21 protein-coding genes and 1 pseudogene are annotated in these 24,583 nt (G+C 62.0%); 4 read left to right on the forward strand and 18 right to left on the reverse strand.

The features are described 5' to 3' along the window. Positions 1 to 122: 122 nt before the first annotated feature. From JOH52_RS32310 to JOH52_RS32320, 3 genes and pseudogenes are all read right to left on the reverse strand, one after another. Positions 123 to 1,090, reverse strand: a pseudogene (locus tag JOH52_RS32310) (quinone oxidoreductase family protein). A gap of 54 nt (positions 1,091 to 1,144) precedes the next feature. Further along, a complete protein-coding gene (locus JOH52_RS32315; RefSeq protein WP_014530880.1) occupies positions 1,145 to 1,711 on the reverse strand; it encodes a TetR/AcrR family transcriptional regulator in 567 nt (188 codons plus the stop codon). A gap of 56 nt (positions 1,712 to 1,767) precedes the next feature. Then, on the reverse strand, positions 1,768 to 3,183 hold the full coding sequence (locus JOH52_RS32320; protein WP_013845174.1) for an aldehyde dehydrogenase family protein: 1,416 nt from the start codon (positions 3,181 to 3,183) through the stop codon (positions 1,768 to 1,770). A gap of 98 nt (positions 3,184 to 3,281) precedes the next feature. Between JOH52_RS32320 and JOH52_RS36690 the strand changes: the two genes are divergently transcribed. The 3 genes from JOH52_RS36690 to katG all read left to right on the forward strand — a co-directional run bounded on the left by JOH52_RS36690 (position 3,282) and on the right by katG (position 6,441). Further along, on the forward strand, positions 3,282 to 3,653 hold the full coding sequence (locus JOH52_RS36690) for a helix-turn-helix domain-containing protein (protein ID WP_014530881.1): 372 nt from the start codon (positions 3,282 to 3,284) through the stop codon (positions 3,651 to 3,653). Between the two features lie 60 nt (positions 3,654 to 3,713). Then, positions 3,714 to 3,914: a type 2 periplasmic-binding domain-containing protein gene (locus JOH52_RS36695; RefSeq protein ID WP_014530882.1), complete on the forward strand. Its 201-nt coding sequence runs from the start codon at positions 3,714 to 3,716 to the stop codon at positions 3,912 to 3,914. Positions 3,915 to 4,257: 343 nt separating this feature from the next. After that, on the forward strand, positions 4,258 to 6,441 hold the full coding sequence (gene katG / locus JOH52_RS32330; protein WP_013845176.1) for a catalase/peroxidase HPI: 2,184 nt from the start codon (positions 4,258 to 4,260) through the stop codon (positions 6,439 to 6,441). A 63-nt stretch (positions 6,442 to 6,504) separates the two neighbouring features. On the opposite strand, the gene JOH52_RS32335 is transcribed toward katG, so the two are convergent. The 8 genes from JOH52_RS32335 to JOH52_RS32370 form a co-directional block, all read right to left on the reverse strand. Beyond that, a complete protein-coding gene (locus JOH52_RS32335) occupies positions 6,505 to 7,707 on the reverse strand; it encodes an MFS transporter (protein WP_014530883.1) in 1,203 nt (400 codons plus the stop codon). Positions 7,708 to 7,884: 177 nt separating this feature from the next. Further along, positions 7,885 to 8,562: a cupin domain-containing protein gene (locus tag JOH52_RS32340; RefSeq protein ID WP_013845178.1), complete on the reverse strand. Its 678-nt coding sequence runs from the start codon at positions 8,560 to 8,562 to the stop codon at positions 7,885 to 7,887. 94 nt (positions 8,563 to 8,656) lie between these two features. After that, positions 8,657 to 9,955, reverse strand: a complete 1,299-nt coding sequence (locus tag JOH52_RS32345; RefSeq protein ID WP_013845179.1) for an amidohydrolase family protein — start codon at positions 9,953 to 9,955, stop codon at positions 8,657 to 8,659. Positions 9,956 to 9,976: 21 nt separating this feature from the next. Beyond that, a complete protein-coding gene (locus tag JOH52_RS32350; RefSeq protein WP_013845180.1) occupies positions 9,977 to 10,921 on the reverse strand; it encodes an ABC transporter permease in 945 nt (314 codons plus the stop codon). Continuing rightward, positions 10,918 to 11,967: an ABC transporter permease gene (locus JOH52_RS32355; RefSeq protein ID WP_014530885.1), complete on the reverse strand. Its 1,050-nt coding sequence runs from the start codon at positions 11,965 to 11,967 to the stop codon at positions 10,918 to 10,920. Before JOH52_RS32355 ends, JOH52_RS32350 begins: the two co-directional genes overlap by 4 nt. Continuing rightward, a complete protein-coding gene (locus JOH52_RS32360) occupies positions 11,957 to 13,483 on the reverse strand; it encodes an ABC transporter ATP-binding protein (RefSeq protein WP_014530886.1) in 1,527 nt (508 codons plus the stop codon). The genes JOH52_RS32355 and JOH52_RS32360 overlap by 11 nt, the downstream gene beginning before the upstream one ends. After that, positions 13,480 to 14,895, reverse strand: coding sequence for an amidase (locus JOH52_RS32365; protein ID WP_026029922.1), 1,416 nt, complete (start codon positions 14,893 to 14,895; stop codon positions 13,480 to 13,482). The genes JOH52_RS32360 and JOH52_RS32365 overlap by 4 nt, the downstream gene beginning before the upstream one ends. Before the next feature lie 11 nt (positions 14,896 to 14,906). After that, complete coding sequence (locus tag JOH52_RS32370; protein ID WP_010968221.1) at positions 14,907 to 15,893, reverse strand: BMP family protein; 987 nt, start codon at positions 15,891 to 15,893, stop codon at positions 14,907 to 14,909. A gap of 302 nt (positions 15,894 to 16,195) precedes the next feature. Between JOH52_RS32370 and JOH52_RS32375 the strand changes: the two genes are divergently transcribed. Then, entirely contained in the window at positions 16,196 to 16,972 is a 777-nt protein-coding gene (locus JOH52_RS32375; RefSeq protein WP_014530888.1) for a sulfite exporter TauE/SafE family protein, read from the forward strand. An 11-nt stretch (positions 16,973 to 16,983) separates the two neighbouring features. On the opposite strand, the gene JOH52_RS32380 is transcribed toward JOH52_RS32375, so the two are convergent. The 7 genes from JOH52_RS32380 to paoA all read right to left on the reverse strand — a co-directional run bounded on the left by JOH52_RS32380 (position 16,984) and on the right by paoA (position 24,577). Further along, positions 16,984 to 17,715, reverse strand: a complete 732-nt coding sequence (locus tag JOH52_RS32380; RefSeq protein WP_013845184.1) for an adenylate/guanylate cyclase domain-containing protein — start codon at positions 17,713 to 17,715, stop codon at positions 16,984 to 16,986. Positions 17,716 to 18,137: 422 nt separating this feature from the next. Continuing rightward, positions 18,138 to 18,317 (reverse strand): hypothetical protein, encoded by a 180-nt coding sequence (locus tag JOH52_RS32385; RefSeq protein WP_013845185.1) that lies wholly within the window; start codon positions 18,315 to 18,317, stop codon positions 18,138 to 18,140. A gap of 676 nt (positions 18,318 to 18,993) precedes the next feature. Then, positions 18,994 to 19,179 (reverse strand): hypothetical protein, encoded by a 186-nt coding sequence (locus JOH52_RS32390; RefSeq protein ID WP_153530101.1) that lies wholly within the window; start codon positions 19,177 to 19,179, stop codon positions 18,994 to 18,996. Between the two features lie 318 nt (positions 19,180 to 19,497). Continuing rightward, entirely contained in the window at positions 19,498 to 20,634 is a 1,137-nt protein-coding gene (gene dinB / locus JOH52_RS32395; RefSeq protein WP_017265761.1) for a DNA polymerase IV, read from the reverse strand. A 157-nt stretch (positions 20,635 to 20,791) separates the two neighbouring features. Further along, the gene (paoC, locus tag JOH52_RS32400; RefSeq protein WP_033043709.1) at positions 20,792 to 22,990 is read right to left on the reverse strand and encodes an aldehyde oxidoreductase molybdenum-binding subunit PaoC; all 2,199 of its coding nucleotides are present in this window, start codon (positions 22,988 to 22,990) and stop codon (positions 20,792 to 20,794) included. A gap of 4 nt (positions 22,991 to 22,994) precedes the next feature. Beyond that, positions 22,995 to 23,945: an FAD binding domain-containing protein gene (locus tag JOH52_RS32405; protein ID WP_013845189.1), complete on the reverse strand. Its 951-nt coding sequence runs from the start codon at positions 23,943 to 23,945 to the stop codon at positions 22,995 to 22,997. Continuing rightward, positions 23,942 to 24,577 carry an aldehyde dehydrogenase iron-sulfur subunit PaoA gene (paoA, locus tag JOH52_RS32410; RefSeq protein ID WP_014530894.1) on the reverse strand — a complete coding sequence of 212 codons (636 nt, stop codon included), beginning with the start codon at positions 24,575 to 24,577 and terminating at the stop codon, positions 23,942 to 23,944. The genes JOH52_RS32405 and paoA overlap by 4 nt, the downstream gene beginning before the upstream one ends. Between the last annotated feature and the right edge of the window lie 6 nt (positions 24,578 to 24,583).

Consider the following 24,583-nt stretch of genomic DNA (forward strand, 5'->3'; position numbering starts at 1 on the left):
GAGTGCGGCAATTCCACCGGCTAACCGACCCTCTTCAGAGGCATTCCATCACGTTAAACGACCATGGCTGCGGTCATGCCCGTGTCGGTTGGCGCTCCGAGATATAGTTCATGCGTTGCTCCTTACGGGATCAAAAGCAGTTTTCCGGTGGTTGCACGGCTTGCCATCGCGGCATGGGCGCCGGCGGCGTCGGCAAGGCGATAGGTTTCGCCGATCGTCACCGTGATCGATCCGTCCTCGATCCAGTCGAAAAGCTGCTTGGTGCGATCGAGAAGGAGTTCGTGCGTGTGGATGTGGTCCATGAACGTTGCGTAGCCGATCTTGATGCTCTTCGGCGGTTCATGATCTCGAGCGGTCCAGGCCCGCCGAGCACTGGTCCGTACCAGCAGAAGGTACCGGACCGGCGAAGCGCTTCGATCGACCCCTTGAAGGTCTTGGGACCGGAGCCATCGTAAACGACGTTCACGCCCTCGCCGCCAGTCAAGCGCAGGACTTCGTCGGCAAACCTTCCGTCGGTATCGACGATGACGTGCTCGGCGCCAGCCTTTCTGGCGATCGCGACTTTGTCTTCGGACGATACGCGTCCGATTACTCGGCCACCCCTTAGCCTTATAATCTGTGTCAGCAGCAGGCCGACCCCGCCGGCCGCCGCATGAACAAGGGCGATGTCGCCCGGCTGCACTGGATAAAAATCCGTCGCGAAGTGACTGGCTGTGAGCCCCTGCATCATAATGGATGCGGCCGTTCGGTCGTCCAGGGTATCGGGAATTTTCACGAGGGAGGCTGCCGGTATCGACTGGCGCTGAGCATAACTTCCGGGAGCATAGACCCAGGCGACGCGATCGCCGATTGCAAACTCGCCCGCTCCGTCGCCGACGGCGAGCACTCGACCAGCGCCTTCGACACCCAGAACCTTCGGGTTAGGGATGTCGGTCCAGGCCATACCTTGGCGCACGCCGATATCCATGAAGTTCACGCCGGCCACGGCGACCTCGACCACGACATGTCCCGGCCTTGCGACGGGCTCAGGGCGATCGACGAACTCCATCACGCCGGTACCACCAACGTCTTTCATCACAACGGCTTTCATGCATATATCCTTTTTTGACTACTCATTCCAGAAAGGGGCACGGTTTTTTGCCTGCTAGGTGACTGCGCGAAGCGCCAACCGGCTGAGGGACTGCAGATGTTCCCGACCGGCTCCACCACGTGCGGCTATCCTGATACCGGCGATATTGGCAACGAGGAAATCGGCCACCGCCTCAGCGGGCAATGAAACGGCTAAGTCACCTGCAGCCTGAGCTTCTCTGATGCGTTCAACGACGACGGTCTTGAGCCGACGATCGGCGGCGTGATGCAGTGCCGCCAGGTCCGGCCGGCTTTGACCGAACTCGCAGATCGAGTTCACGCCGAGACAAGCTTGGCTTGCATTGTCCACAACGCGCTCCATCACCAAGCGGATACCCTCCAGTGCACGCGGTTTGCCGCGCAGCAAGGCGATATGAGCACTCGTCTCACTCGCCGAATAGCGTTCCACCGCGAGGCAGTAGAGCTTCCACTTGTCACCGAAGGTGTCGTACAGGCTCTGGCGGCCAATTTTCATCGCCCGTACCAGCATCTCCGTCGAGGTGCCCTCAAAACCATGTTCGCGAAACACACCGATCGCAGCGTCCAATGCCTCGTCCCTGTCAAATTCCTTGATCCGCGCCATAAAGCCTATTTAAGAATAATGGAACGATCTGTCAAGAATGAACTGCCGGTTATTCCTCAGGAGATTACCGCACGGGGCTCGAGGAAGGCTTCCAGGCCGAAGACGCCGAACTCGCGGCCGAAGCCGGATTGCTTGAAGCCCCCAAAGGGTGCAAGCGGCTCGTGCGGTGCGCCATTGATGATTACGCGACCTGCCTCGATGCGATCAGCAGCGCGCTTTGCCCGTTCGAGGTCGGAAGAGAAGACATTGGCCTGCAGGCCGTAGTCGGTATCGTTGGCGATCGCGATCGCTTCTTCCTCGTCGCGATAAGAAAGGACGCAGAGCACCGGGCCGAAGATCTCCTCGCGGGCGATGCGCATGTCGTTGCGGACGCCGGAGAAGATAGTTGGACGAACGAACCAACCTCGTTCGAGGCCTTCGGGACGCCCTTCGCCTCCGATCAGGAGAGTTGCACCCTCTTCCTGTCCGAGACGCAGGTAGCCTTGCACGCGGTCCCATTGCTTCTGGCTCACCATCGGCCCGATCCGCACCTCGCTATCACCGGGATCACCGAGCGTGAACACCTTTACCTCCTCTTTCAGGCGTGCCTCGATCTCGTCGCGACGATATTCAGGAACAAGGCTGCGGCTCCCGGCAATGCAGGCCTGTCCGCTATTGAGGAAGCCGGCAGCCAGAACCTGAGGAACCGCAACTTGGAGATCGGCATCGTCCAGGATGATGCTGGGACTCTTGCCGCCAAGCTCCATGGTGACCCGCTTCATTGTCGTCGCCGCCATCTGGGCGATGGCGCGGCCCGTGACGGTAGAGCCCGTGAATGTGATCTTTGAAACATCCCGGTTTGCGGTGAGCGCTGCACCCACGACATTGCCGTAGCCAGTGACGATGTTGAACACCCCCTTTGAGAGATCCGCTTCATGCAGGCATTCCGTGATGACCTGCGTTTGGATGGCGCTCATCTCGGAAGGTTTGATGACCATCGTGCTGCCCGACGCGATCGCTGCCGACAGCTTTCCGCAGATGAAGCTATAATTGCTATTCCATGGTGTGATCGCCACCGCCACCCCCGAAGGACGCATCTCCACGTCGGCACGGCCGATGCGTCGCCGGAAATCGTAGCTCTCCAATATTTCCGCCATATCGAGGAACACGTTTCCGGCTCGCCGCGCTGCAAAGTCGATGAAACTCGGCGGCGCTGCGTATTCCACCCGCATGGCCTCTACGAGATCGCCCGCGCGCTCAGAGACGGCCGCATGCAAGCGCTTCAGCATGGTGATCCGCTCTTCCTTCGACGTATTGGAGAATGCGGGAAATGCACGCCTGGCCGCTGCAACGGCGCGGTTTGCGTCTTCCTCATCCGCTAGGCGCACCTTTCCAATCTGTTCCTCGGTCGCCGGATTGAAGAGCGGAGCCCATTGCTCGCCGTGCGGTTCGACGAAGCTGCCGTCGATGTAGACTCTGTCGATTATACGCATCGACTCTCTCCTGTTATGGCTTCACCACAAAGATGGAATGCATTATCTGTTGCGGCTAGTCGGACAAAATCGGACACGCTGATGAGCTACATCGCGCAATGAGGGCAAGCTTGAGCGAATTGGAAGCGGTTGCCGCGGTTGCCCGGCATGGCGGCTTTCGCGCTGCCGCCCGCCAGCTCGGCATGTCATCATCGGCATTGAGCCATGCAATAGTAGCGCTAGAAGAGCGCTTGGCGGTCAGGCTCTTCAACCGCACCACGCGCAGCGTCGTGCTCTCTGCTGCGGGAGAACAATTCCTCTCTGAGATCGCACCGGACTTGCAACAATCGAGAATGCGATCGAGCATATCGGCGAGCATTCGAGTCGGCCTCGGGAAGGCTTCGGCTCAACATGGCGCCGGGAGTTGCACGCATGCTGCTGGAGCCGCTGCTACTCGAATACGTCCGCCGCTATCCGGAGGTCGAGCTTGAGGTCGTGTCGGAGAAGGGCCTCGATGCCGGGGTACGACTTCCTGAGCGATTTCGCCCGATATGGTGGCCATTCCGATCACCCGACCCCGTTCCCTGGTTGTCGGATCGCCTGAATATTTCAAGGGGCGTTCCAAGCCAATCGTCCCGCTCGATCTGGTGCAGCATCGCTGTATCGAGATGCGCATGGCGAACGGCAGAATGTATCGCTGGGAGTTCGAGCGCCGGGGTGAAGCGCACGTGTTCAAGTTGCCGGCAATCTGACGCTGACGCGACGGGCCTTATCCTGGCGGCCGCGCATTCGGGCGCCGCACTCGCTTATATCGGCGAGTATTCGCTCGCTGCGCATATGGCTGCCGGGCGCCTTAATCCGGTGGTGGAAGAGTGGTGCCCTGCTTATCCCGGGCTCAGCCTTTTTTTCGCAACGCCGCCACATGCCCGCCAAATTGCGCGCCTTCATCGGCCCGATCAGGGAACAAGCTGTTTGACCAATAGGGTAAAATTGCGCCAAATCATGGGGAGCATGCGCCGGCCCAATTGATGCAGCTCAATCGACTTAGCGGGCAGGCTGCTTTAGACGCGCCCAATCGAGGAAGAGGAGATTATCATGGATCAGAAGAGCGATAGTGCGGGCAAGTGTCCCGTCGCACATACGGCACCGAGAGGCAGATCGAACCGCGACTGGTGGCCGGATCAGTTGGACGTCCAGGTTCTGCACCGGCATTCCGGCCTTTCCGATCCGTTGGGCAATACGTTCAACTACGCCGAGGAGTTCAAGAAGCTCGACCTCGATGCGCTGAAGCGGGATCTGCATGCACTGATGACGGATTCGCAGGACTGGTGGCCGGCCGACTTCGGCCACTATGGCGGGCTCTTCATCCGCATGGCCTGGCACAGCGCTGGCACCTACCGCATTACGGACGGCCGTGGCGGCGCCGGCCAGGGTCAGCAGCGTTTCGCGCCGCTCAACAGCTGGCCGGACAACGCCAATCTCGACAAGGCCCGACGTTTGCTGTGGCCGATCAAACAGAAATACGGCAACCGGATTTCCTGGGCGGATCTATTGATTCTGACCGGCAATGTCGCGCTCGAATCCATGGGCTTCAAGACCTTCGGTTTTGCCGGGGGCCGGGTGGACGTATGGGAACCCGAGGAACTGTTCTGGGGACCGGAAGGCACCTGGCTGGGCGACGAGCGCTACAGCGGCGAACGGCAACTGAGCGAGCCGCTTGCCGCCGTGCAGATGGGCCTCATCTATGTTAACCCGGAAGGCCCGAACGGCAATCCCGACCCGGTTGCCGCTGCCCACGATATCCGCGAGACCTTCGCGCGCATGGCTATGAACGACGAAGAGACGGTGGCGCTGATCGCCGGCGGCCACACTTTCGGCAAGACGCATGGCGCCGGCGATCCCTCGTTCATCGGTGCAGACCCGGAAGGCGGCGCGATCGAAGATCAGGGTCTTGGCTGGAAGAGCACCTTCGGCACGGGCGTCGGCAAGGATGCAATCACGGGCGGGCCGGAAGTGACCTGGTCGCAGACGCCGACCCGTTGGAGCAACCACTTCTTCGAAAACCTGTTCAACCACGAGTGGGAACTGACCAAGAGCCCCGCCGGCGCGCATCAATGGAAGGCGAAGAACGCCGAGGCCACCATCCCGGATGCCTATGATGCCTCCAGGAAGCATGTTCCGACCATGCTGACCACGGATCTGTCGCTGCGCTTCGATCCCGCTTACGAGAAGATTTCGCGCCGCTTCCTCGAAAATCCGGATCAGTTCGCCGACGCCTTCGCCCGCGCCTGGTTCAAGCTGACCCACCGCGACATGGGGCCGAAGGTTCGCTATCTCGGCCCTGAAGTCCCGGCCGAGGACCTGATCTGGCAAGACGTGATCCCGGCTGTCGACCACAGGCTGGTCGACGAGACGGACATCGCCGGCCTCAAGGCGAAGATCCTCGCTTCCGGCCTGTCGGTGCAGGAACTTGTCTCGACCGCTTGGGCTTCCGCCTCGACCTTCCGCGGCTCCGACAAGCGCGGCGGCGCCAATGGTGCGCGCATCCGTCTGGCGCCGCAGAAAGACTGGGAGGTCAACCAGCCGACTCAGCTCGCCAGGGTTCTCTCTGTGCTTGAAGGCATCCAGAGGGACTTCAACGCCGCCCAGACCGGCGGCAAGAAGATCTCGCTTGCCGACCTTATCGTGCTTGCAGGTGGCGCCGCTGTCGAGAAGGCGGCCAAGGCCGGCGGCCACGACATTTCCGTGCCGTTCACACCGGGTCGCATGGATGCCACGGAGGCACAGACCGACGCCGCATCTTTCGCGGCGCTGGAACCTCGTGCCGACGGTTTCCGCAACTATGTGAGCACCACCCGTCAGCAATTCATGAAGCCGGAAGAGGCTTTGGTGGATAGGGCTCAGCTGCTGACGCTGACCGCACCGGAAATGACCGTTCTCGTCGGCGGCCTGCGCGTGCTGAAGGCGGGCGAGCCCAAGCATGGCGTGTTCACGTCCCGCCCTGAGGCGCTGACGAACGACTTCTTCGCCAACCTGCTCGATATGGGCACGCAATGGTCACCTATCGAAGGCGAAGAAGGCGTATACGAAGGCCGCGACCGCAAGACGGGCGCTGCCAGGTGGACCGGCACCCGAGTCGACCTGATCTTCGGCTCGCATTCGCAGCTGCGCGCCTTTGCGGAGGTGTACGCGCAGTCCGATGCCAGGGAGAAGTTCGTGAAGGACTTCGTTGCGGCCTGGACCAAGGTCATGAACGCCGACCGCTTCGATCTGGTGTGATTGGCGAGGCCAGGACGTGGCTTGAGCCATGTCCTGGCCTCCCCCGGATGGTCGTGAAGCGCTCTAACAGTCTTCAGCTTCCTCCGCCGTGCTGCCGATCAGCGTAAGACACAGCAAAGCCAGTAGCGCAGCGAGGCTACTCGCCAAGGCTAGCGGCCACCAGCCTATGTTGATGAAAGGCGCCGCGGCGGCCGTACCTCCGGCAGTGATCCCAAGTATAGCGGCAACGACCAATGCGGCGCCGCGTGAATGATCGCCTCTTGAGGCAAGGATTGCCTGGTGGAAACCGATTGGTCCCCGGATGCCGAACGCGCCGTTGGCGGTCATCCACAGGGGCACGAGCACGGACAAACTGCGTCCGCCAAGGGATGTGTAGAGAAGAATCAGGAAGAAGCCGAGAACCAGACCTCCTGTACCAATCATGATCATACGTTCGGTACCAAATCTTCGGGCAAGTCCATTGGACGCGTTCGACGCAAGAATAAAGAGGGCAATGCCGAAAACTTGAAGGAGAATGAAGTCTCCGATGGTCATGCCCAATGCCCCTGTCATCACTGCGGGGGCGCCGAATACAAAGATGAGAATACTGCCGAGGGAAAGCGCCTGGCTTAAGCCGTGCCGAAGAAAATCGCCATTGCGGATGATCGACATATAGCTTTGATGGACCTCAAGAGCCTCGAGCCGGTCTGGAAGTGATTGACGGTAAGCCCAGCTGCCGACGGCGCAGAGAATTGCAAGTCCGGCCAGCATGAGGAAAGAAGTCTGCCAGCCGCCCAACGTCATAAGATAGGCTCCGGCGATGGGGGCAAGAGCCGGCGTCAAGGACTCGATGGAGCCCAGCCTGCCGAACATGGAAGGCGCTTTGTCCCCAGGGTAAAGCCCGTGAATAAAGCCCGGCGCGAAAACCGCCGGGCCCGAGCCGAACGCGGCTTGCGCGAAACGCAAGATGACGAGCCATTCCAACGTCGGCGCGTAGGCAGACAGAAGAGACGTGACGGCAAACAGGCCCAGCGACCAGACCAACAGCTTGGGGCGAGAGTACCTCGCCCCAAGTTCGCCGAAGGTAAGCAATCCCACGAGCGTGCCTCCGGCATAGGCTGCGAGGACCATCTGCGCCAATGCCGCAGTCCCGCCGAGTGCGGTGGGCATCGCCGGAATTGCAGGCAGCACCAAGTCAGTCCCCGCGATTCCGAGGATGGTGCCGAATGAGATCAGCAGGAACATGACGGTCGGCGAAACATTCACGGTCATAGCTGCCCATAACATGCAGACTTCGCTCAACCAATTGCACTTTGCTTATCGGTTTCACCAAAAATCTTGATGGAACACTGCGGGTGCTCGACGAACAGCAACGGCGGCCCGCGCTCTACAGCGCCGCGCGTCTTATCAGACGCGCTAAGAGGGAAACCGTGCAGCGCTTTTCCGTCCGGCCCTGCCTAGCGTTCAGGGTAGCTGCAGTACGTCGGGATGCTGCAGCGGTGCATCCTTGATCCAGATCTCAGCGCCTTCGGGTCCGGTGATCGCTTCGAGCGCCTCTCCTGCGGGCAACCTGCCCCAACTCTGCGGCTCCAGTTGCTCGCCCCCGACTGCGAGGCCGCCGGAGAGGACGAAGAACTCGAGCCCACGGCGATTCTCGACGCTGACGGCTGAACCCGGCAGCCAGTTTTCTACCGACACGCGCTCTTTCCCGTCGTCAAACAGGGCCCGCGCTGCCTCGACCCCCTCGCGCAACGGCGCTGGTTCACCCTCTCCAGGGTGGCGAACGATTTGCGTGCCGTCGCCCTCACGATATTGCCAGAGCCGCACAAAAATCGTGCACCCATTCTTCGAGGCAGGTACATGCGAGGTGCCGGGCGGATTGCGAAAATAGCTGCCCGCAGGATAGTCGCCGTGCTCGTCCTCAAACGTCCCCTCGAGCACGAGGATCTCCTCGCCGCCGCTATGGACGTGGCGTGGGAAGGCGCTGCCCGGCGCATAGCGTACGATCGAAGTTGCGCGCGCAACTTCGCCGCCGACACGGTAGAGCATGCGGCGATCCACCCCTGCGGCGGGGCTCGGAACCCAGTCGAGTTTAGCCGAATGGACGATTACGGGTTTCGTCAGGTCTTCATTGATGCGCATCTGACTGGTCTCCCATTGTCACGACTATATGGAACTTCGCGTCACCGGACCCCTTTTTCTCAACAGTTCTGTGGTCCGCTCCAGCGGTTTGGGATCAGCGCTGCAACACCGGGGGAACGTAGTCGCGTCCCATGTCGATCGAGGCAGGACGCCCGGAGAGGAAAAGCTCGCCGACGCGCGGCGCGGTTCTGGCGATAACCTTGCCCGCCTTGATGACGAACAGCCGGTTCGGCTTCAGCCGCAATGCCTCGGTGACATCCGCCGCCTGCAGCACGACGAGATCTGCCTTGCAGCCAATGTCGAGGCCGTAGCCCTGAAGCCCCATGGTCTTTGCCGAATTGACGGTGATCGCGTCGAAGATCTTGCACTTGTCCTCGATGCCGGCCATTTGCGCGACGTGGATCGCCATATGGGCGACCTCCAGCATGTCGCCCGAGCCCATCGAGTACCAGGGGTCCATGACGCAGTCATGCCCGAAGGAGACGTTCAGGTCGGCCGCCATCAGCTCCCGCACCCGCGTCATGCCGCGCCGTTTGGGATAGGTGTCGTGGCGGCCCTGCAGCATGATGTTGATCAGTGGATTGGGGATCACGTTGATCTCCGCCTCGGCCATCAGCGGGATGAGCTTCGAGACGTAGTAGTTGTCCATCGAATGCATCGAGGTGAGATGCGAACCAGCCACGCGCCCCTTGAGGCCGAAGCGCACCGTCTCGGCCGCCAGCGTCTCGATGTGGCGCGACATCGGATCGTCGGTTTCATCACAATGCATGTCGACCGGGAGGCCGCGGTCGGCGGCGAGCCGGCACAGTGCCTCGACGGAGCGGGCGCCGTCTTCCATCGTCCGCTCGAAATGAGGAATGCCGCCAACGATGCCGATGCCCATGTCAAGCGCACGCTCGAGGGAGGCGACGCCGCCGGGCGCGCGGAAATATCCGTCCTGCGGGAAGGCGACGAGCTGCAATTCGATATAGGGTGCGACCTGTTCCTTGACCTCGAGCAGCGCTTCTGCCGTCACGAGGCGCGGATCGGACGTGTCCACATGGCTGCGAATGTAGAGAAGGCCCTGGGTGACGGCGAGGTCGCAATAACGAAGCGCTCGTTCGACGAGGGCTTCCTTCGTCAGCAGCGGCCGCAACTCGCCCCAGAGCGAGATGCCCTCGAGCAGCGTGCCGGAGATGTTCATGCGCGGCAAACCGAGCGACAGCGTCGCATCCATGTGGAAATGCGGATCGCAGAAGGGCGGGCTGACCAGGCGGCCGGCCGCGTCGATCTCCTCGCCGGGGGTCGCAGTTATCGACTTCTCGATGGCGGCGATCTTGCCGCCGGCAAGGCCGATATCAAAGCCCTGCCGGCCGTCCGGCAGGTTCGCATTGCGGATGATCAGGTCGAACATGGGTCAGTCCTCGGGTTTTCTTTAGCGCTCGCCGCGCCGGTATGGTTGCATCAGGGCCTGCGGAACGCGGGCGCGACGGGCCATGAGCGCCAGCGCTGCGATCGACAGCAGATAGGGGATCATCAGGAAGATCTGATAGGGGACGACGCCGCTCAGCCGCGTCTGCAGGCGCAGCTGGAAGCCGTCGAACAGTGCAAACAGGAGCGCTCCGACGAGGGCGCGGCCCGGCCGCCAGGAGGCGAAGACGACGAGCGCTATGCAGATCCAGCCCCGCCCCTGCACCATGGTAGGAAAGAAGCTGTTGAAGGCGGAGAGCGTCAGGAAGGCGCCGCCGATGCCCATCAGCGCGCTCCCGACGATGACGGAACCAAAGCGGATCGCCATCGGGTTGATGCCCTGCGCCTCGGCGGCGTGCGGATTTTCGCCAGTCATGCGGATCGCCAGGCCGAGCGGCGTTCGGAAAAGCACGTAGCCGAGTACCAGCGCCAGCAGGATCGCCACATAGGTCGGCGGCGTCTGTGTGAAGAGCGCCGGGCCTAGAAAGGGGAGGGATGAAAGCGCCGGGACGTCGATCGGCTGGAACGGCTCGATCGTCGGCGGTGTGCCCGCGACCGGTACCAGCAGACGGAAGACGTAGTAGCTGAAGCTCGAGGCGAAAAGCGTCACCCCGAGACCGGACACGTGCTGGGACAACCCGAGCGTCACCGTCAGGCCCGCATGCAAGAGGCCGAAGATCCCGCCAGAGAGGCCCGCGACGAGAATGCCCGTCCACAGGTCAGCGCCGTTATAGACCGTAAGCCAGCCGATCATCGCGCCGAAGGTCATGATGCCTTCGATGCCGAGATTCAGGACGCCCGAGCGCTCGCACAGGAGCGCGCCGAGCGTGCCGAGGATCAGCGGCGTGGCGATGCGCAGGACGGCCGCCCAGAGGCCTGCGGAAGCGAAAATGTCAGTGACGGCGTTCATCGGCGAATCCTGTACTGGGTGAAGAAGACACCGGTCAGCATGCTGATCAGCGACAGGGCGACTGTGACATCGGCTATGTAAGAGGGAATACCCATGCTGCGGCTCATCCCGTCGGCCCCGACGAACATGACGGCCGTGAACAGGGCGGCAAGCACCACGCCCAGCGGATGAAGATTGGCGAGCATGGCGACGACGATGCCGGAATAGCCGTAACCCGGCGACAGGTCCGTCGTCACATAGCCCTGCACGCCCATGACTTCGATAGCCCCCGCAAGGCCGGCGAGCCCGCCTGAAATGCAGGCCACCGTCACCAGGGTGCGGCCGAGCGGCACGCCTGCGAACACCGCCCCGGCCGGATTGAGGCCGGCTGCGCGCGACTGCATGCCGAACACCGTGCGCGACTGAACGAGATGGACTGCAACGGCCAGGACGAGTGCGATCATCAGTCCGATATGGAGGCGGGATCGGGCGAAAAGCTTTGGCAGGACCGCTGCGTCGGCAACCGGTTGGGACTGCGGCCATCCGAAGCCCATCGGGTCCTTGAGTGGTCCGTCGATCAGCATGGAGACGAAGAGCACGGCGACGAAATTGAGGAGAAGCGTGGTGACGACCTCGTCGACCGAAAAGCGCAGCCTCAGCCAAAGCGGCACGAGCAGCAGGACGATGCCGGCTGCCGCGCCGACGACGAGAAGCAGCGGAATCTGGAGGGGCGAGGGGAGGCCGCCGAAAAGGTGCGAACTGGCGGCGGCGACGGCAATCGCTCCGAGATAGAACTGACCCTCGGCGCCGATGTTCCAGAGCCTCGCGCGAAACGCGACCGCCGCGGCAAGGCCCGTCAGGATGAGCGGGCTGGCGCGGGTCAAGGTTTCGGTCGCCGAAAGCCGCGAGCCGAAGGCGCCGACGAGAATGCGCCAATAGGCTTCCATGACCGGGGCACCGGCGATAGCGATGAGCAGGCCGGCGAGCGCCAGCGCGCAGAGGATCGCAAGCACGGGTGTCGCGATCACCAGGGCGAGCGAACGATGTTCGCGTCGTTCAAAACGCATGCGGAACCTCGTGCTCTTCATTCCATTCGCCGGCCATCATCAGGCCGAGTTTCGTGGCACTGGCGCTGTCGGCGGCGATCGGAGGCGAAAGCCGCCCGTTGACGATGGCCTGAATGCGGTCGGCGAGCGCCATGACTTCTTCCAGATCCTCGGAGATGAGGAGCACCGCGGTTCCCGCACGCCGCGCTTCGAGCAGCCGCTCGTGCACCGCGGCGACAGCCCCTTCGTCGAGCCCCCGCGCCGGCTGCGCCGCGAGCAGGATGCGCGGTCGGTCGATCAGATTGCGCCCGAGGATGAGTTTCTGCATGTTGCCGCCCGAGAGCAGCCGCGTGCGCGTCGTCGGCCGTCCGCCGCGCACGTCGAAGGCATCGATGATCTGGCCGGCGAATGCCTGGCCGGACGGCCGATCGACGAGGCCGTAGCGCGAAAATCGCGGCAGGCGCTCGAGAACGGCGTTTTCCCAAATGGCCATTTCGCCGATAGCGCCTTCCTTGTTGCGATCTTCCGGAATGCGGCCGATCCCCGCTCGGACGGCGCCATCAACCGTGAGGTCGCCGATCGGCTCCCCGAACAGCAGGAGTTCGCCCTTGTCGCGCCGCGCCGTACCCGACAGGAGATGCGCCAGCGTCGTCTGGCCGTTGCCGGAAACTCCGATAATGCCGAGAATCTCGCCCGCGCGGAGGCTGAAATCGATGGACTTCAGCCGTTCGACGCCGTCGATGCTGACGCTCACATCCGCGACATCAAGCACCACCTCGCCGGGCGTCGAGGGATCGCGCACCGGCCGGGCAACCTTGCGGCCGACCATCAGTTCGGCAAGCTCGGCCTTGTTCGTCTCTTTCGCAAGACGCTCGGCCACCTTGCGGCCGCCGCGCAGCACGACGATCCTGTCGGCCGCGGCCATGACCTCGTCCAGCTTGTGTGAAATGAAGATCAGCGAAAGCCCCTCGCGCGCCATGTCCTTCAGTGTCGAGAACAGCCGCTCGGCCTCCAGATTCGTCAGCACCGCCGTCGGCTCGTCGAGCACCAGGATATGTGCGTCGTTGTAGAGCGCCTTCAGGATCTCGACGCGCTGCTGCTCGCCGACCGAGAGGTCGCCGACGCGCGCGTCCGGCTCCACCGTCAGGCCGAACCGCTGGCAAATGTGGTGCAGCTTCCGCCGTGCCGCGCTGGTGCCGGATCGGAGGTGCCAGAGGCGTTCGGTGCCGGCCATAACGTTTTCCAGCACCGTAAGGTTGGGGGCGAGCGAGAAATGCTGATGCACCATGCCGATGCCGGCGCGGATCGCCGCGCGTGGCTTGCCCGGAGGCAGTTCCCGTCCCTCGACCAGTACCTTGCCGCTGTCCGGCACATAATGGCCGAACAGGATGCTCATCAGCGTGGTCTTGCCGGCGCCGTTTTCGCCGAGGAGGGCGACGACCTCGCCCTTTCCGAGGCTCAGCGAGATGTCGTCATTGGCGAGATTGTCACCGAAGCGCTTGCTGACGCTGCAAATGTCGAGAATGGCTTCGCTCATTCCGGAATTCCCGCGACCGCGAAACGGTGCTGCCAGCGGCCCTCTCTTTCCAGGCGTGCCGCAAGCTCGATGAGGAGGCGGTCGCCGCCCATGGGCGCCAGAATCTGCACCGGCAGCGGCAATCCGGCGTCATCCGCGCCGAAGGGGAGCGTGAGGGCCGGAAAACCGGTCGCATTGGCGAGTGTGGCGAGTGGCGCAAACGCGGTCATGCGGCGAATCTGAAGGTCGATATCGTCGTGGTCGAAAGGAAAGGATCCGATCGGAAGGGGTGCCGACGCAAGCATGGGCGTCAGGATACAGTCTACCCGGTCGAAAAGCGACCAGACCGCGTGGCTCGCATGGACGGCGTCGTCAAGTGTCGCCCAGAGCGCGGTCGCCTCGAGTTGCGATCCATGGTTGATGAAAGCCTGCGTCAGCCGTTCGGCGCGCCCGGCATCGAGACCGGCGGAAACGACGAAATTGGCAAGGTTGACGGCAATGATGTCGCGCAGAGCCCGGCCGCTCGTCGCAACGCATGCGGCAAACGCATCCCAATACATCTTAACGACGCTGTGGCCATCCGCCTCCAGTGCGCGCGCGGCCTCTTCGACAGCCTCGCTGCGCGCCGGTTCGGTCGGGTATTGGTCGCCGGTCTCGAGAAGAAGGCCGACACGTAAGGGGCCGGACGGGGAGGGGGCGAACCACGGATCGGCAAACGGCCCTCTGGCGCGTCCGGCTGCCGCGTTGAAGATCGCCGCCAGGTCGCGGACGGAGCGGCACAGCGCCAGTTCACTGGCGATGCCGCCGAGATGATTGCCGAAGGATGGTCCAGCCGCCATCGCACCCCGGCTCGCCTTGAGGCCGAGGAGACCGCAACATGCCGCGGGGACGCGAATCGACCCGCCGGCGTCGGTTGCATGGGCGATCGCCACGATGCCCGCGGCAACGGCAGCCGCCGCCCCGCCGGAGGAGCCGCCGGGCGTCCGGCTCTTATCGAGGGGGTTGCGGCAGATGGGGCCGGCCGCCGGTTCGCTTGCGAGCGAAAGGCCCATTTCCGGCACGGTAGTCAGTCCGAAGAAGCAAAGGCCTGCTCCGCGCAGCCGCTCTGCCAGATCGCTGTCTTCCGCGACGGCGGCACGGCGCCCGAGCATGTTCGATCCGGCCGCAACCGGCAGGCCGGCGAAGGGGCCGCCCAGGTCCTTGGCAAGGCTCGGGACGCCGAGAAATGGTGGAATCCCCCCGCCGCCCGGCTGGTGGCGCAAGCGGGCGTCCGCATTCCCGGCCGCCGTTCGTCCGAGCGTAGGGTCGAGATGGACGATCGCACCGATTTCTGCCCATCGGCCAGTCGCCGCAAGGGATGCTTCCATCGCTTCGGAAGCGGTGAGGCGGCCCATTCGGATCGCCTCACCGAGAGAAGTTGCATCACCTGCCATAGACAAGCCGGTTACTTAGGCTCGTCAGTGATGCGTGGAACCTCGAAGGCGCCGGACTTGATCTCGGCACGCTTGGCTTCCATGGCCGCTTCGGCATCCGCCGGGGCGACGCCCTTGACATAGGCAACGTCGCTGCCGCCCTCCTTGAGCAGGCCGAAGGCGGTGTAGTCCTTGCCGACCGGCTTGCCGGCGGACACGTCGGCAATCGCGGCATTGAGGATCGGGCGGAAGCCCCAGAGCGCGTTGGCAAAGACCGTGTCGGGATAGCGCGGCGTGTAGTCGATCAGCGAACCCACGGATTTGAGCCCGCGTTCCTTCGCTGCGTCCGCGGTGCCGATGCGCTCGCCGAAGAGGATGTCGGCACCGGCGTCGATCTGAGCGAGGCCGGCTTCGCGCGCCTTCGGCGGGTCGAAGAAGGTACCGATGAAGGTGACGAGGTGCTTGGCATCGGGATTGACGGCCTTCACGCCCGCAGCGAAGGCATTGATCAGCATGTTGACTTCCGGGATCGGCATGGCGCCGACGGAGCCGACGACGTTCGACTTCGTCATCTTGCCGGCGAGCATGCCGGCGAGATAGGCGCCGTCGTGGTTCCAGGTGCCGAAAACGCCGAAGTTGTCGCCCGATTCCTTGCCGCTCGAGCCGAGAACGAAGGCGGTCTCCGGATAGTCGGCGGCGACTTCGCGGGCCTGTTTTTCAACGGCATAGGCTTCGCCGATGATGAGCTTTGCACCCTGCTCGGCATATTCGCGCATCGCGCGGGGATAGTCCGTGCCCGAAATGCCTTCGGAGAAGACATACTCGATCACGCCTTCGGCGGCCGCATCCTGCAGCGCCTTGTGCAGGACCGAGTTCCAGGCGTTCTCGACCGGGGAGGCGTGGACACCAGCAACCTTGATCGGCGCGCTGGCGCGGACGGCCGGCGCCAGGGCGCTCACGCCAAGCACCAGGCCCGACGCAAGCACATTGCGCCGGCTCATCATCAAATCTCTTGTCATGGATGGTGTTCCCCTTTTTACCGATTGGTAGAATCTTTATTTTGTACAAAGTTTTGTCAAGCAGCGCGAATGAGTAGAAAAGCGGCAACGGAACACATGCTGGGTTATCTCGCAGAAGTTTCATATCTGCCGGGTGAGCGCGACAGGTGTCGTATTGCCTTCGCGGAACAAGCCCGACGTGCGTTCGTTTCCAACTTGCGAAGGAGCATCAAGACAGAAGTGCCCAAGGAAGCCTCCGTGTGCCAAGGCACATGTGAGGCTTCCTTGTGCGGGGTGGTCGAGCCGTCAACCCGGAGCTGTTCATGGAAGAATTTATCCTGTTCGCGTTGGTCGGCTTTCTCGCTCAGGTGATCGATGGTGCTCTAGGCATGGCCTACGGCGTCATCTGCTCGACGGTGCTTCTTGCCTTCGGCGTGCCGCCTGCCCAGGCGTCGGCGTCAGCCCATGCGGCGGAATTGTTCACCACTGCCGCTTCCGGATCGGCCCATCTCTATCACCGCAACATCGATTGGAAGCTGTTCTGGCGGCTCATTCCCTTTGGCATCGCCGGTGGCATGCTGGGTGCCTTCGTGGTGACCTCGTTTGACGGAGATCAGGTCAAGCCTTTCGTCACGGCCTATCTTGCAGTGATTGGAGCCTGGCTGCTTTACCGCTCCTTTCATCGCATTCCCACAAACCCGGTCAAGCTGAGGATCGTGGCACCGCTCGGCGCAACCGCGGGGTTCCTGGATGCCGCTGGTGGCGGCGGATGGGGACCCGTTGCGACCACCGGTCTGCTCGGCGCCGGTGGACAGCCGCGCTTCGTCATCGGGACCGTCAATGCGAGCGAGTTTCTGATCGCACTTTCAGTGTCTCTGAGCTTCCTGGCCACGGTTCTAACCGGTCACTGGGAACAGGCTGGCGATTTCCGCGATCATCTTACATCCATAGGCGGGCTGATTACGGGCGGCGTGCTGGCGGCGCCTTTTGCAGGATGGGTGGTCAAGGCACTGCAAGAGAAAACGCTTCTGCGGCTCGTCGGATCTTTGATCACGCTTTTGGCAGGCTATCAGACGCTCGAACTTACCGGGTTTCTCTGAACACCGGTTTCTCAGATGGCATAAAGCTCAATCGGCTTCTCAAAGCCCTTGAGGCGGTATTCTCGGCCCTCGCTTGCCGCCGTTTGGCTCTGCGCGCGCTCGCAAACGGCCCTGGTCACGAGGATTCGCCCCGCCTCGGCGGCGGATTGGGCCCGAGCGGCAGTATTCACAACCGTACCGATAGCAGTCAGGTCGCGGTGCGATCGGCCGAACTCTCCGAAGCTGGCCTCACCGGTGTCGATGCCGATGCCAACCCCGAGCTCACTTCCGTCCAGGCCGGCACCTTCCGCCAAGCGAAACTCACGGCGCAATTGGCATCGGCGCTGGATCTCCCGCGCCGCGAGCACAGCGCGCTCAGCGTGATCCTGGTGGGGGATCGGAAAGTTGAAGATTGCCATGATCGCGTCCCCGACCGTCTTGTTAAGAAGGCCGTCGAACTCCCAAATCGCCGCGGCACATTCATCGTAGAAATCATCCAGCAGCGACGAAACAATATCGGCCGAGAGCGATTGCGAAAGCGCCGTGTAGCCTCGCAGATCTGCAAAAAGGACGGAGACGTCAACAGTGATCTTGCGGGCTTTCATCACGCGCGTGAACATTAGTTCACAGATCGTGCAGGTATTCGGGTTCATCCGGCTCGGGCGGATGCCAAAGGCGCGGAAGGGAATGGAAGCCGGCCCGCGCAGGGGCACGGGAATACGCATCTGCTCCCAGCATCCCTTGCAAATCCTGGATTGAGACATGTTGCCGCCGCCCTGCTTGCGTGACGCAATGCGACTTTCGCATATATCGGCAACAAAATCTCCCGAAAACCCTCGGGTGTCTGTATTTGAGACCGCGACAGTCCGTTAGCCTTCAGACAGTTGTTCGGCTGTGGCCGCTATGGGTGCATTCCCCAAGGAATTATTGACGTACTTGAAAGCAAGTATGCTGATAATCGAGGCGACTATAACTAAGATGACGAGACGCATGAAAATTTACCATGTTCGTTGCACCGAGAAACTCTCTCGGAGACCTCGTTGTTCCAGCACCTCCGATTCGGTGGGAACGCCAACTGACTACATGAGCAGTAATTCATGGATAAGCCTGACGAAACCGGTGCCTGCCTTTTCGGCGGCAACCGATGGCTCTCACCTGTCCGGGCGACCTCTCGAAAAGTCTTTCCTCAACGATCCTGTGTTTGCGCGACAGGCAGATAGACTTTCGAGCCGACGTGCTCGCCACCAGTCAACGAGTTCCCGACCAGCAGGTAGGCTGATATTCCGAGGACCGACAGCAGCAGAATGCTTACGGGCAGTCCCGTTGAGACGTGATGTTCCGGTTCCTGATAATTCCATCTAGTCATTCGAACGTACTCCACTCTACACAAAGTGAGAACGAGCCACCGATGCAGCAGTTCCTGCACCGATGGTTGAACCTGGGTAACGATGTTCGAGGCGTTGTAACGAGCCGGCATTATACCATGCCGTCGCTGCCGCGGAGGGGTTATTGGCGGGGTATCATTCCGCCATGTTCACCGACCGTTCCTACCTATTTCAGGCGCGGCTGAGGCTGCAGCGGGGATGAGGGAAAGTGCGTGCGGTTTCAGGTCGCTGGAGATGCGGACTCACTCCGCCACGGTCCGCTTACCAGAACACGTCGTAAAGGGTAATAAAGACAATCATTCCAATGCAGACTGCTGGCGTCGACCTGATCGCGAAGTCGACTGGATTGAATTGGTATCCGAAGCTTTCAACATAAGATTTCATGACTTTTGTTTCCTCCCTGTGAGTTGTCTGGGACCCAGAACGGTCAGAGCACTTCCAGGAAAAGTGTCGTAACGGTATTCCGTCCGGACCGCTCGCTTCCTTCTGAAGCGACCTTCGCAACATTCGATCACGACCCGCGGAGCTTGTTTGACTCCACGGCAGCACGAATAAGTGCCGCCATACCTTAGTACTTCAGCAGCAGAGAAGGTTTGCGCCTTTGAGGAGTAGATCGATTATCGGAGAGTTGATGGTAGGACGTTAGAGCCACGCCCGTCAATGAGTACGGTTAATCGTTGGGGCATAAATATGGCGAAACCAAGATTTATCAAGGTATTCCTGATGAGAAGCCAGAAAATCAACGCGAATTTTTTCAACGTCTCCGGATTTTACTAGAGTGACGACTTCCCATATTCTTGGTATTTTTCTCACGGATGCCGATAAAGTTTCCTGCTTGGTCATTCAGGATTTTATTTTTACTTTGCAGCGGCAGACCGCCGAAAACGCTCTCGGCCACGAGCTTCGCCTCGCGCATGCTGCATGGCTGGGTTGCGAATTCCGCTCTACGATCGGAGCGAGACTGTTGTATAGTCAATTCATCGAAGCGATGCACCTCCTCCCGCAGAGCTTCGATATGCGAGCGACCTTTCCTCCTCCCGAGTTCGCTTGCGGGATCAGCGCTACTCCTCCTCCCGGAATGCTGATCGGTTCTTTTGGAAAAGCCTGCCGCACCTCCTCCCGCGGTAGGCTTTTTCGTTTCTGGTCAGCCCGAAGACTGCGTCACAGCGCCAGGGCGAGCTGCGGCTCGCTCCGATCGTCCACCGTATCGAGAGACGAGAGCGTGACCCCGAGCAACCGAATGCCTTTTGGGACTGGAAAGATTGGTGACAGGAGCAGCTCCGCGATTTCGCGCATTTCTGCGACGCTCGCTATCGGCGCGACGATGGTCTTGCTTCTGGTGATCTGCGTGAAATCTGCCCACTTCACCTTCAGTGTCATGGTCTTGCCGCGAATGCCGCTGGCTTCACAATAGTGCCAGACCTTGTCGATCAGAGGCTTGAGGCCCGCGCGGGCCGTTTCAAGATCATGAACATCCTCCCGAAACGTATCCTCGGCGCCGATCGATTTTCGGATGCGGTCGGGCTTGACCTCACGCTCGTCAATGCCGCGGGCGATCCAGTAGAAATACGGCCCCGACTTGCCGAAATGCTGCTGAAGGAAGGCGAGATCACGGGATTTGAGATCGGCGCCGGTTTCGATCCCAAGCCTTTTCATCTTCTCGGCCGTTGCCGGTCCGACGCCGTGAAACTTTTTGACAGGAAGCGCCTGCACGAATTCTGGACCGCGCTTCGGCGTGATGACGAACAACCCATCGGGCTTGCGCTGATCCGACGCCATCTTCGCAAGGAACTTGTTGTAGGAGACGCCGGCGGATGCCGTGAGGTGCGTCTCGGCCTTGATCCTGGTGCGAATCTCTTCGGCGATCTCGGTTGCGAGCCTCAGTCCCTTCAAGTTCTCGGTGACGTCGAGGTAGGCCTCGTCCAGCGACAATGGTTCGATCAACGGCGTGTATTCGGCGAAGATCGCCTGGATTTGCCGCGAGACGGCCCGGTAGACGTCGAAGCGGTGCGGAACGAAGATCAGGTCCGGACATTTGCGCTTGGCCGTCACCGAGGGCATAGCCGAGTGAACGCCGAACTTGCGCGCCTCGTAGCTTGCGGCCGCCACCACCCCGCGCGCCTCCGGATAACCGACTGCGACCGGTTTGCCTCGAAGCTCCGGATTGTCGCGCTGCTCAACCGAAGCATAAAATGCGTCCATGTCGATATGGATGATTTTGCGAACGCGGCCGCCGGGGGTGGGGGCAAGTGCCCCACCGCTCCTGTCACCTTCCTCTGGCTCTCCGCCCACCGGCATTCATTTCCTCTCGCTATAGCGCTGTCTATTCTACCCGAACCTCCATCGCCTTCTTAGCCGTAAAGTTGCTCGAAATAGATGTGGACGACCGCCACTCCAAAGGAGTTGCCGAGGGCGTGTGGAGACGAGCACCACGCGTCCTCGGCCTATCGCTGTTTTAGCTGATTTCCGGAAGCTCGTTGATCAGCTTGTCGAGCGTGATGGGATACTGCCGTACCCTTATGGCGGTCGCATTGTAGATAGCGTTCGCGACAGCTGCCGCGACACCGCAGATCCCGAGCTCGGCGATACCCTTGGCCTTCATCGGCGAGGACATCGGGTCGGTCTCGTTGAGGAAGACGACCTCCTGATGCGGAATGTCGGCGTGCACTGGCACCTCGTAAGCGGCGAGATCGTGATTGACGAAGAAGCCGCGCTCCTTGTCGACGACGAGCTCCTCCGACAGGGCGCCGCCGACGCCCATTGTCATCGCACCGATCACCTGGCTGCGTGCGGTGATCGGATTGAGGATCCGGCCGGCGGCGCAGACCGCCAGCATTCGCCGGATCCGTGTCTCTCCTGTTGCGACATCGACCGCGACCTCGACGAAATGAGCGCCGAAGGTGGATTGCTGATGGGTCTTGGTGAGGTCACCAAATTCTATCTGGTCCTCCGCCACGAGCCCCTCATCGCCGGCAGCTTGCGCGAGCGGCATGCGCCGGTCTCCCGACCGGACTTCACCTTCTGCGAAGATCAGGTCGTCGGCGCTGTTGAAACCGAGCTTCTGCGCCACGGCTTCCCGCAGCTTGGCGCAGGCCGCGTATACGCCGGCGGTGGAGCAGTTTCCTCCGAACTGCCCGCCCGAACCCGAGGAAACAGGGAAGCGCGAATCTCCCAGGCTTACGGCGACCTTCTCGATCGGGACACCAAGCATTTCGGCCGCCGTCTGGGCGATGATCGTGTAACTGCCCGTGCCGATATCGGTCATATCGGTCTCGACGGTGACGATGCCCTCGCGGTCGAGCCGGACGCGGGCGCCGGAGTTCAGCACAAGATTGTTGCGGAAGGCCGCGGCCACTCCCATGCCGATCAGCCAGTTTCCTTCGCGCCGAGCGCCAGGTTGCTTGCTCCGGTCTCGCCAGCCGAAGCGCTCCGCGCCGGTGCGCAGGCAGCCGACGAGATTGCGGTGCGAGAAGGGCCGTTCGGGCTTCTCCGGGTCGACCTGGGTGTCGTTGATGATCCGGAATTCGACGGGATCGAGACCCAACCTTTCGGCCATTTCGTCGATGGCGATCTCCAGCGCCATCATGCCGGGCGCCTCGCCGGGAGCGCGCATCGCGTTTCCTTCTGGAAGATCGAGTGTCGCAAGCCGCATGGCTGTCATCCGGTTCTCGCCGGCATAAAGCAGGCGAGTCTGCTGGACGGCCACTTCGGGACCACCGCCCGGAAGGTCCCCGGACCAGCTTTCATGCGCGATCGCCGTGATCTTGCCGTCGCGCCCTGCACCGATTCTGATCCTCTGGATCGTCGCCGGGCGATGTGTGGTGTTGTTCATCAGGAAGGGGCGGGGGAGGGCGACCTTTACGGGGCGCTTTGCTTCACGCGCGGCAAGCGCCGCCAACACCGCATCCGCGCGCAGGAACAGCTTCACCCCGAAGCCTCCACCAATGAACGGCGACATGAGATGCACCTTGTCCTTGTCGATCCCAAGCGTCGTCGCGAGGTCAGTCCGCCACCAGTCGATCATCTGGCTCGATGTCCAGACCGTCAGGTCGTCGCCGTTCCACGCGGCGATGGAAGCGTGCGGCTCCATCATGGCATGCGACTGGTCCGGGGTGGTATAGATCTGGTCTAACTTGACGGGGGCTGCTTCGAAGGCGGCATCAAAGTCGCCCGCCCCGGAGTCTCCGCCGCCTTCCGGCTCGACAGCGCTGTCCTTCGCCGCGGCCAGATCGAAGGCGCCTTTTTCCTCGGCATAATCGACCTTGACGAGCGCGGCGGCGGCGCGGGCCTCCTCGAATGTTTCGGCGACCACGACGGCGATCGCCTGGTGGTAGTGCTGAATTTCGGTGCCGCCGAAGAGCTTGGCGGTGTTATATTTGCCCTTCTTCAGTTCCCCCACGCCATCGGAGGTGACGACCGCTATCACGCCGGGAGCATTCCTCGCGGCCGCGACATCCATCGACCTGATCCGGCCCTTGGCGATTGCCGAACCGACGATATAGCCATAGGCATAGCGGGTATTCGGATCATGCCACTCATAGGCATAAATTGCTTTGCCGGTGGTCTTGAGCGGACCGTCGATGCGGGTGATGGGCTTGCCGATTACCTTGCCCTGATCAATCGGGTTCGTCGTTGCTGGTGTGTCGAATCTCATCATCTCATCCCTTCGCTTCGACAAGAACCGCGCGCAGCGCGCGTTCGACAAGCGTGAGCTTGAAGGCGTTCTGTTCCGTCGGGCGGGCACCGGCAAGAAGCATTGCGGCCACCGCCTTTGCTCCGTTCGCCAGCTCCTTTTCGGCCGCCTCGTCACGCCATGGTTTCGGCGCGATACCGCCAACGGCGACGCGGCCAGTCCCATCCGGCTGCACGACGGCGCCGACGGAGACGAGCGCAAAGGCGTAGGAGGCCCGGTCACGAACTTTGCGATAGATCTGCTTGCCGCCAGCCGGCTTCGGCAGGACGACCGCGGTGATCAACTCGCCTCGCTCAAGGACATGTTCGATATGCGGCGTGTCACCGGGCAGGCGATGAAGATCTCCCATCGGGATGCTGCGCGTCGTGCCGTCGGCTCGCACGGTCTCCACGACGGCGTCGAGGGCGCGCATGGCGACCGCCATGTCGCTCGGGTGGCTGGCAATGCAGGCATCGCTGACGCCAACCACCGCAAGCTGGCGGCTGAAGCCGGCGAGAGCCGAACAGCCGCTGCCCGGTTGCCTCTTATTGCACGGCTGGTTGGTATCGTAGAAATACGGACAGCGGGTGCGTTGAAGCAGATTGCCCGCGGTCGTCGCCCTGTTGCGCAACTGTCCCGATGCCCCCGCGAGCAGGGCGCGCGACAGAAGAGCGTAATCACGGCGGACCCGTTCGTCGGCGGCAAGATCCGTATTGCGGACCAGGGCGCCGATACGCAGACCCCCTTCCCGCGTAGCTTCGATCCTGTCCAGACCCAGTCCGTTGACATCTACGAGATGTGTCGGCGTCTCGATCTCCAGCTTCATCAGATCCAGGAGATTGGTGCCGCCGGCGATGAATTTCGCGCCATCTGTGGCGGCCGCGGCCCGCGCCGCCGCTTCGATCGACGAGACGCGCTCGTAACTGAAAGCTTTCATGCCTTCCTCCCAGCGACTTCTGTGATGGCTTCGACGATGTTCGAATAGGCGCCGCAACGACAGATATTGCCGCTCATGCGCTCGCGGATCTCGGCGGGCGTGATTTCGGCCGGCGCCGTGAGATCCACGGTCACATGGCTTGGAATATTGGCCTTGATTTCATTGAGCATTGCAACGGAGGAACAGATCTGGCCGGGCGTGCAGTAGCCACACTGGAACCCGTCGTGTTTGACAAAGGCGGCCTGCATCGGATGGAGGTTCTCCGGCTGCCCCAAGCCTTCGAGCGTGGTGATGCTGTCGCCCTCGTGCATGATGGCGAGCGTCAGGCACGCGTTGACGCGGCGGCCTTCAATGAGAACCGTGCACGCTCCGCACTGACCGTGGTCGCACCCCTTCTTGGTACCCGTCAAATGCAGATGCTCGCGCAGCGCGTCGAGAAGCGTCGTTCGGTTATCGAGCTGAAGCTCCCGGCGTTCGTCGTTCACCGTGAATGTGACCTTCGTGCTCTGGGGTGCGGTGGAGGCATTGGTCTGCGCGTGACCGAGCGAGTGTGCGCTCACCACTGTCACGGTAGCGGCCGAGGCGGCGAGCAGGTCGCGCCGCGAGATTTCAAGTGCGCCAGGACTTTGCATATCCAA

It is taken from the genome of Sinorhizobium meliloti (genome assembly GCF_017876815.1).
Lineage (GTDB): Bacteria > Pseudomonadota > Alphaproteobacteria > Rhizobiales > Rhizobiaceae > Sinorhizobium > Sinorhizobium meliloti.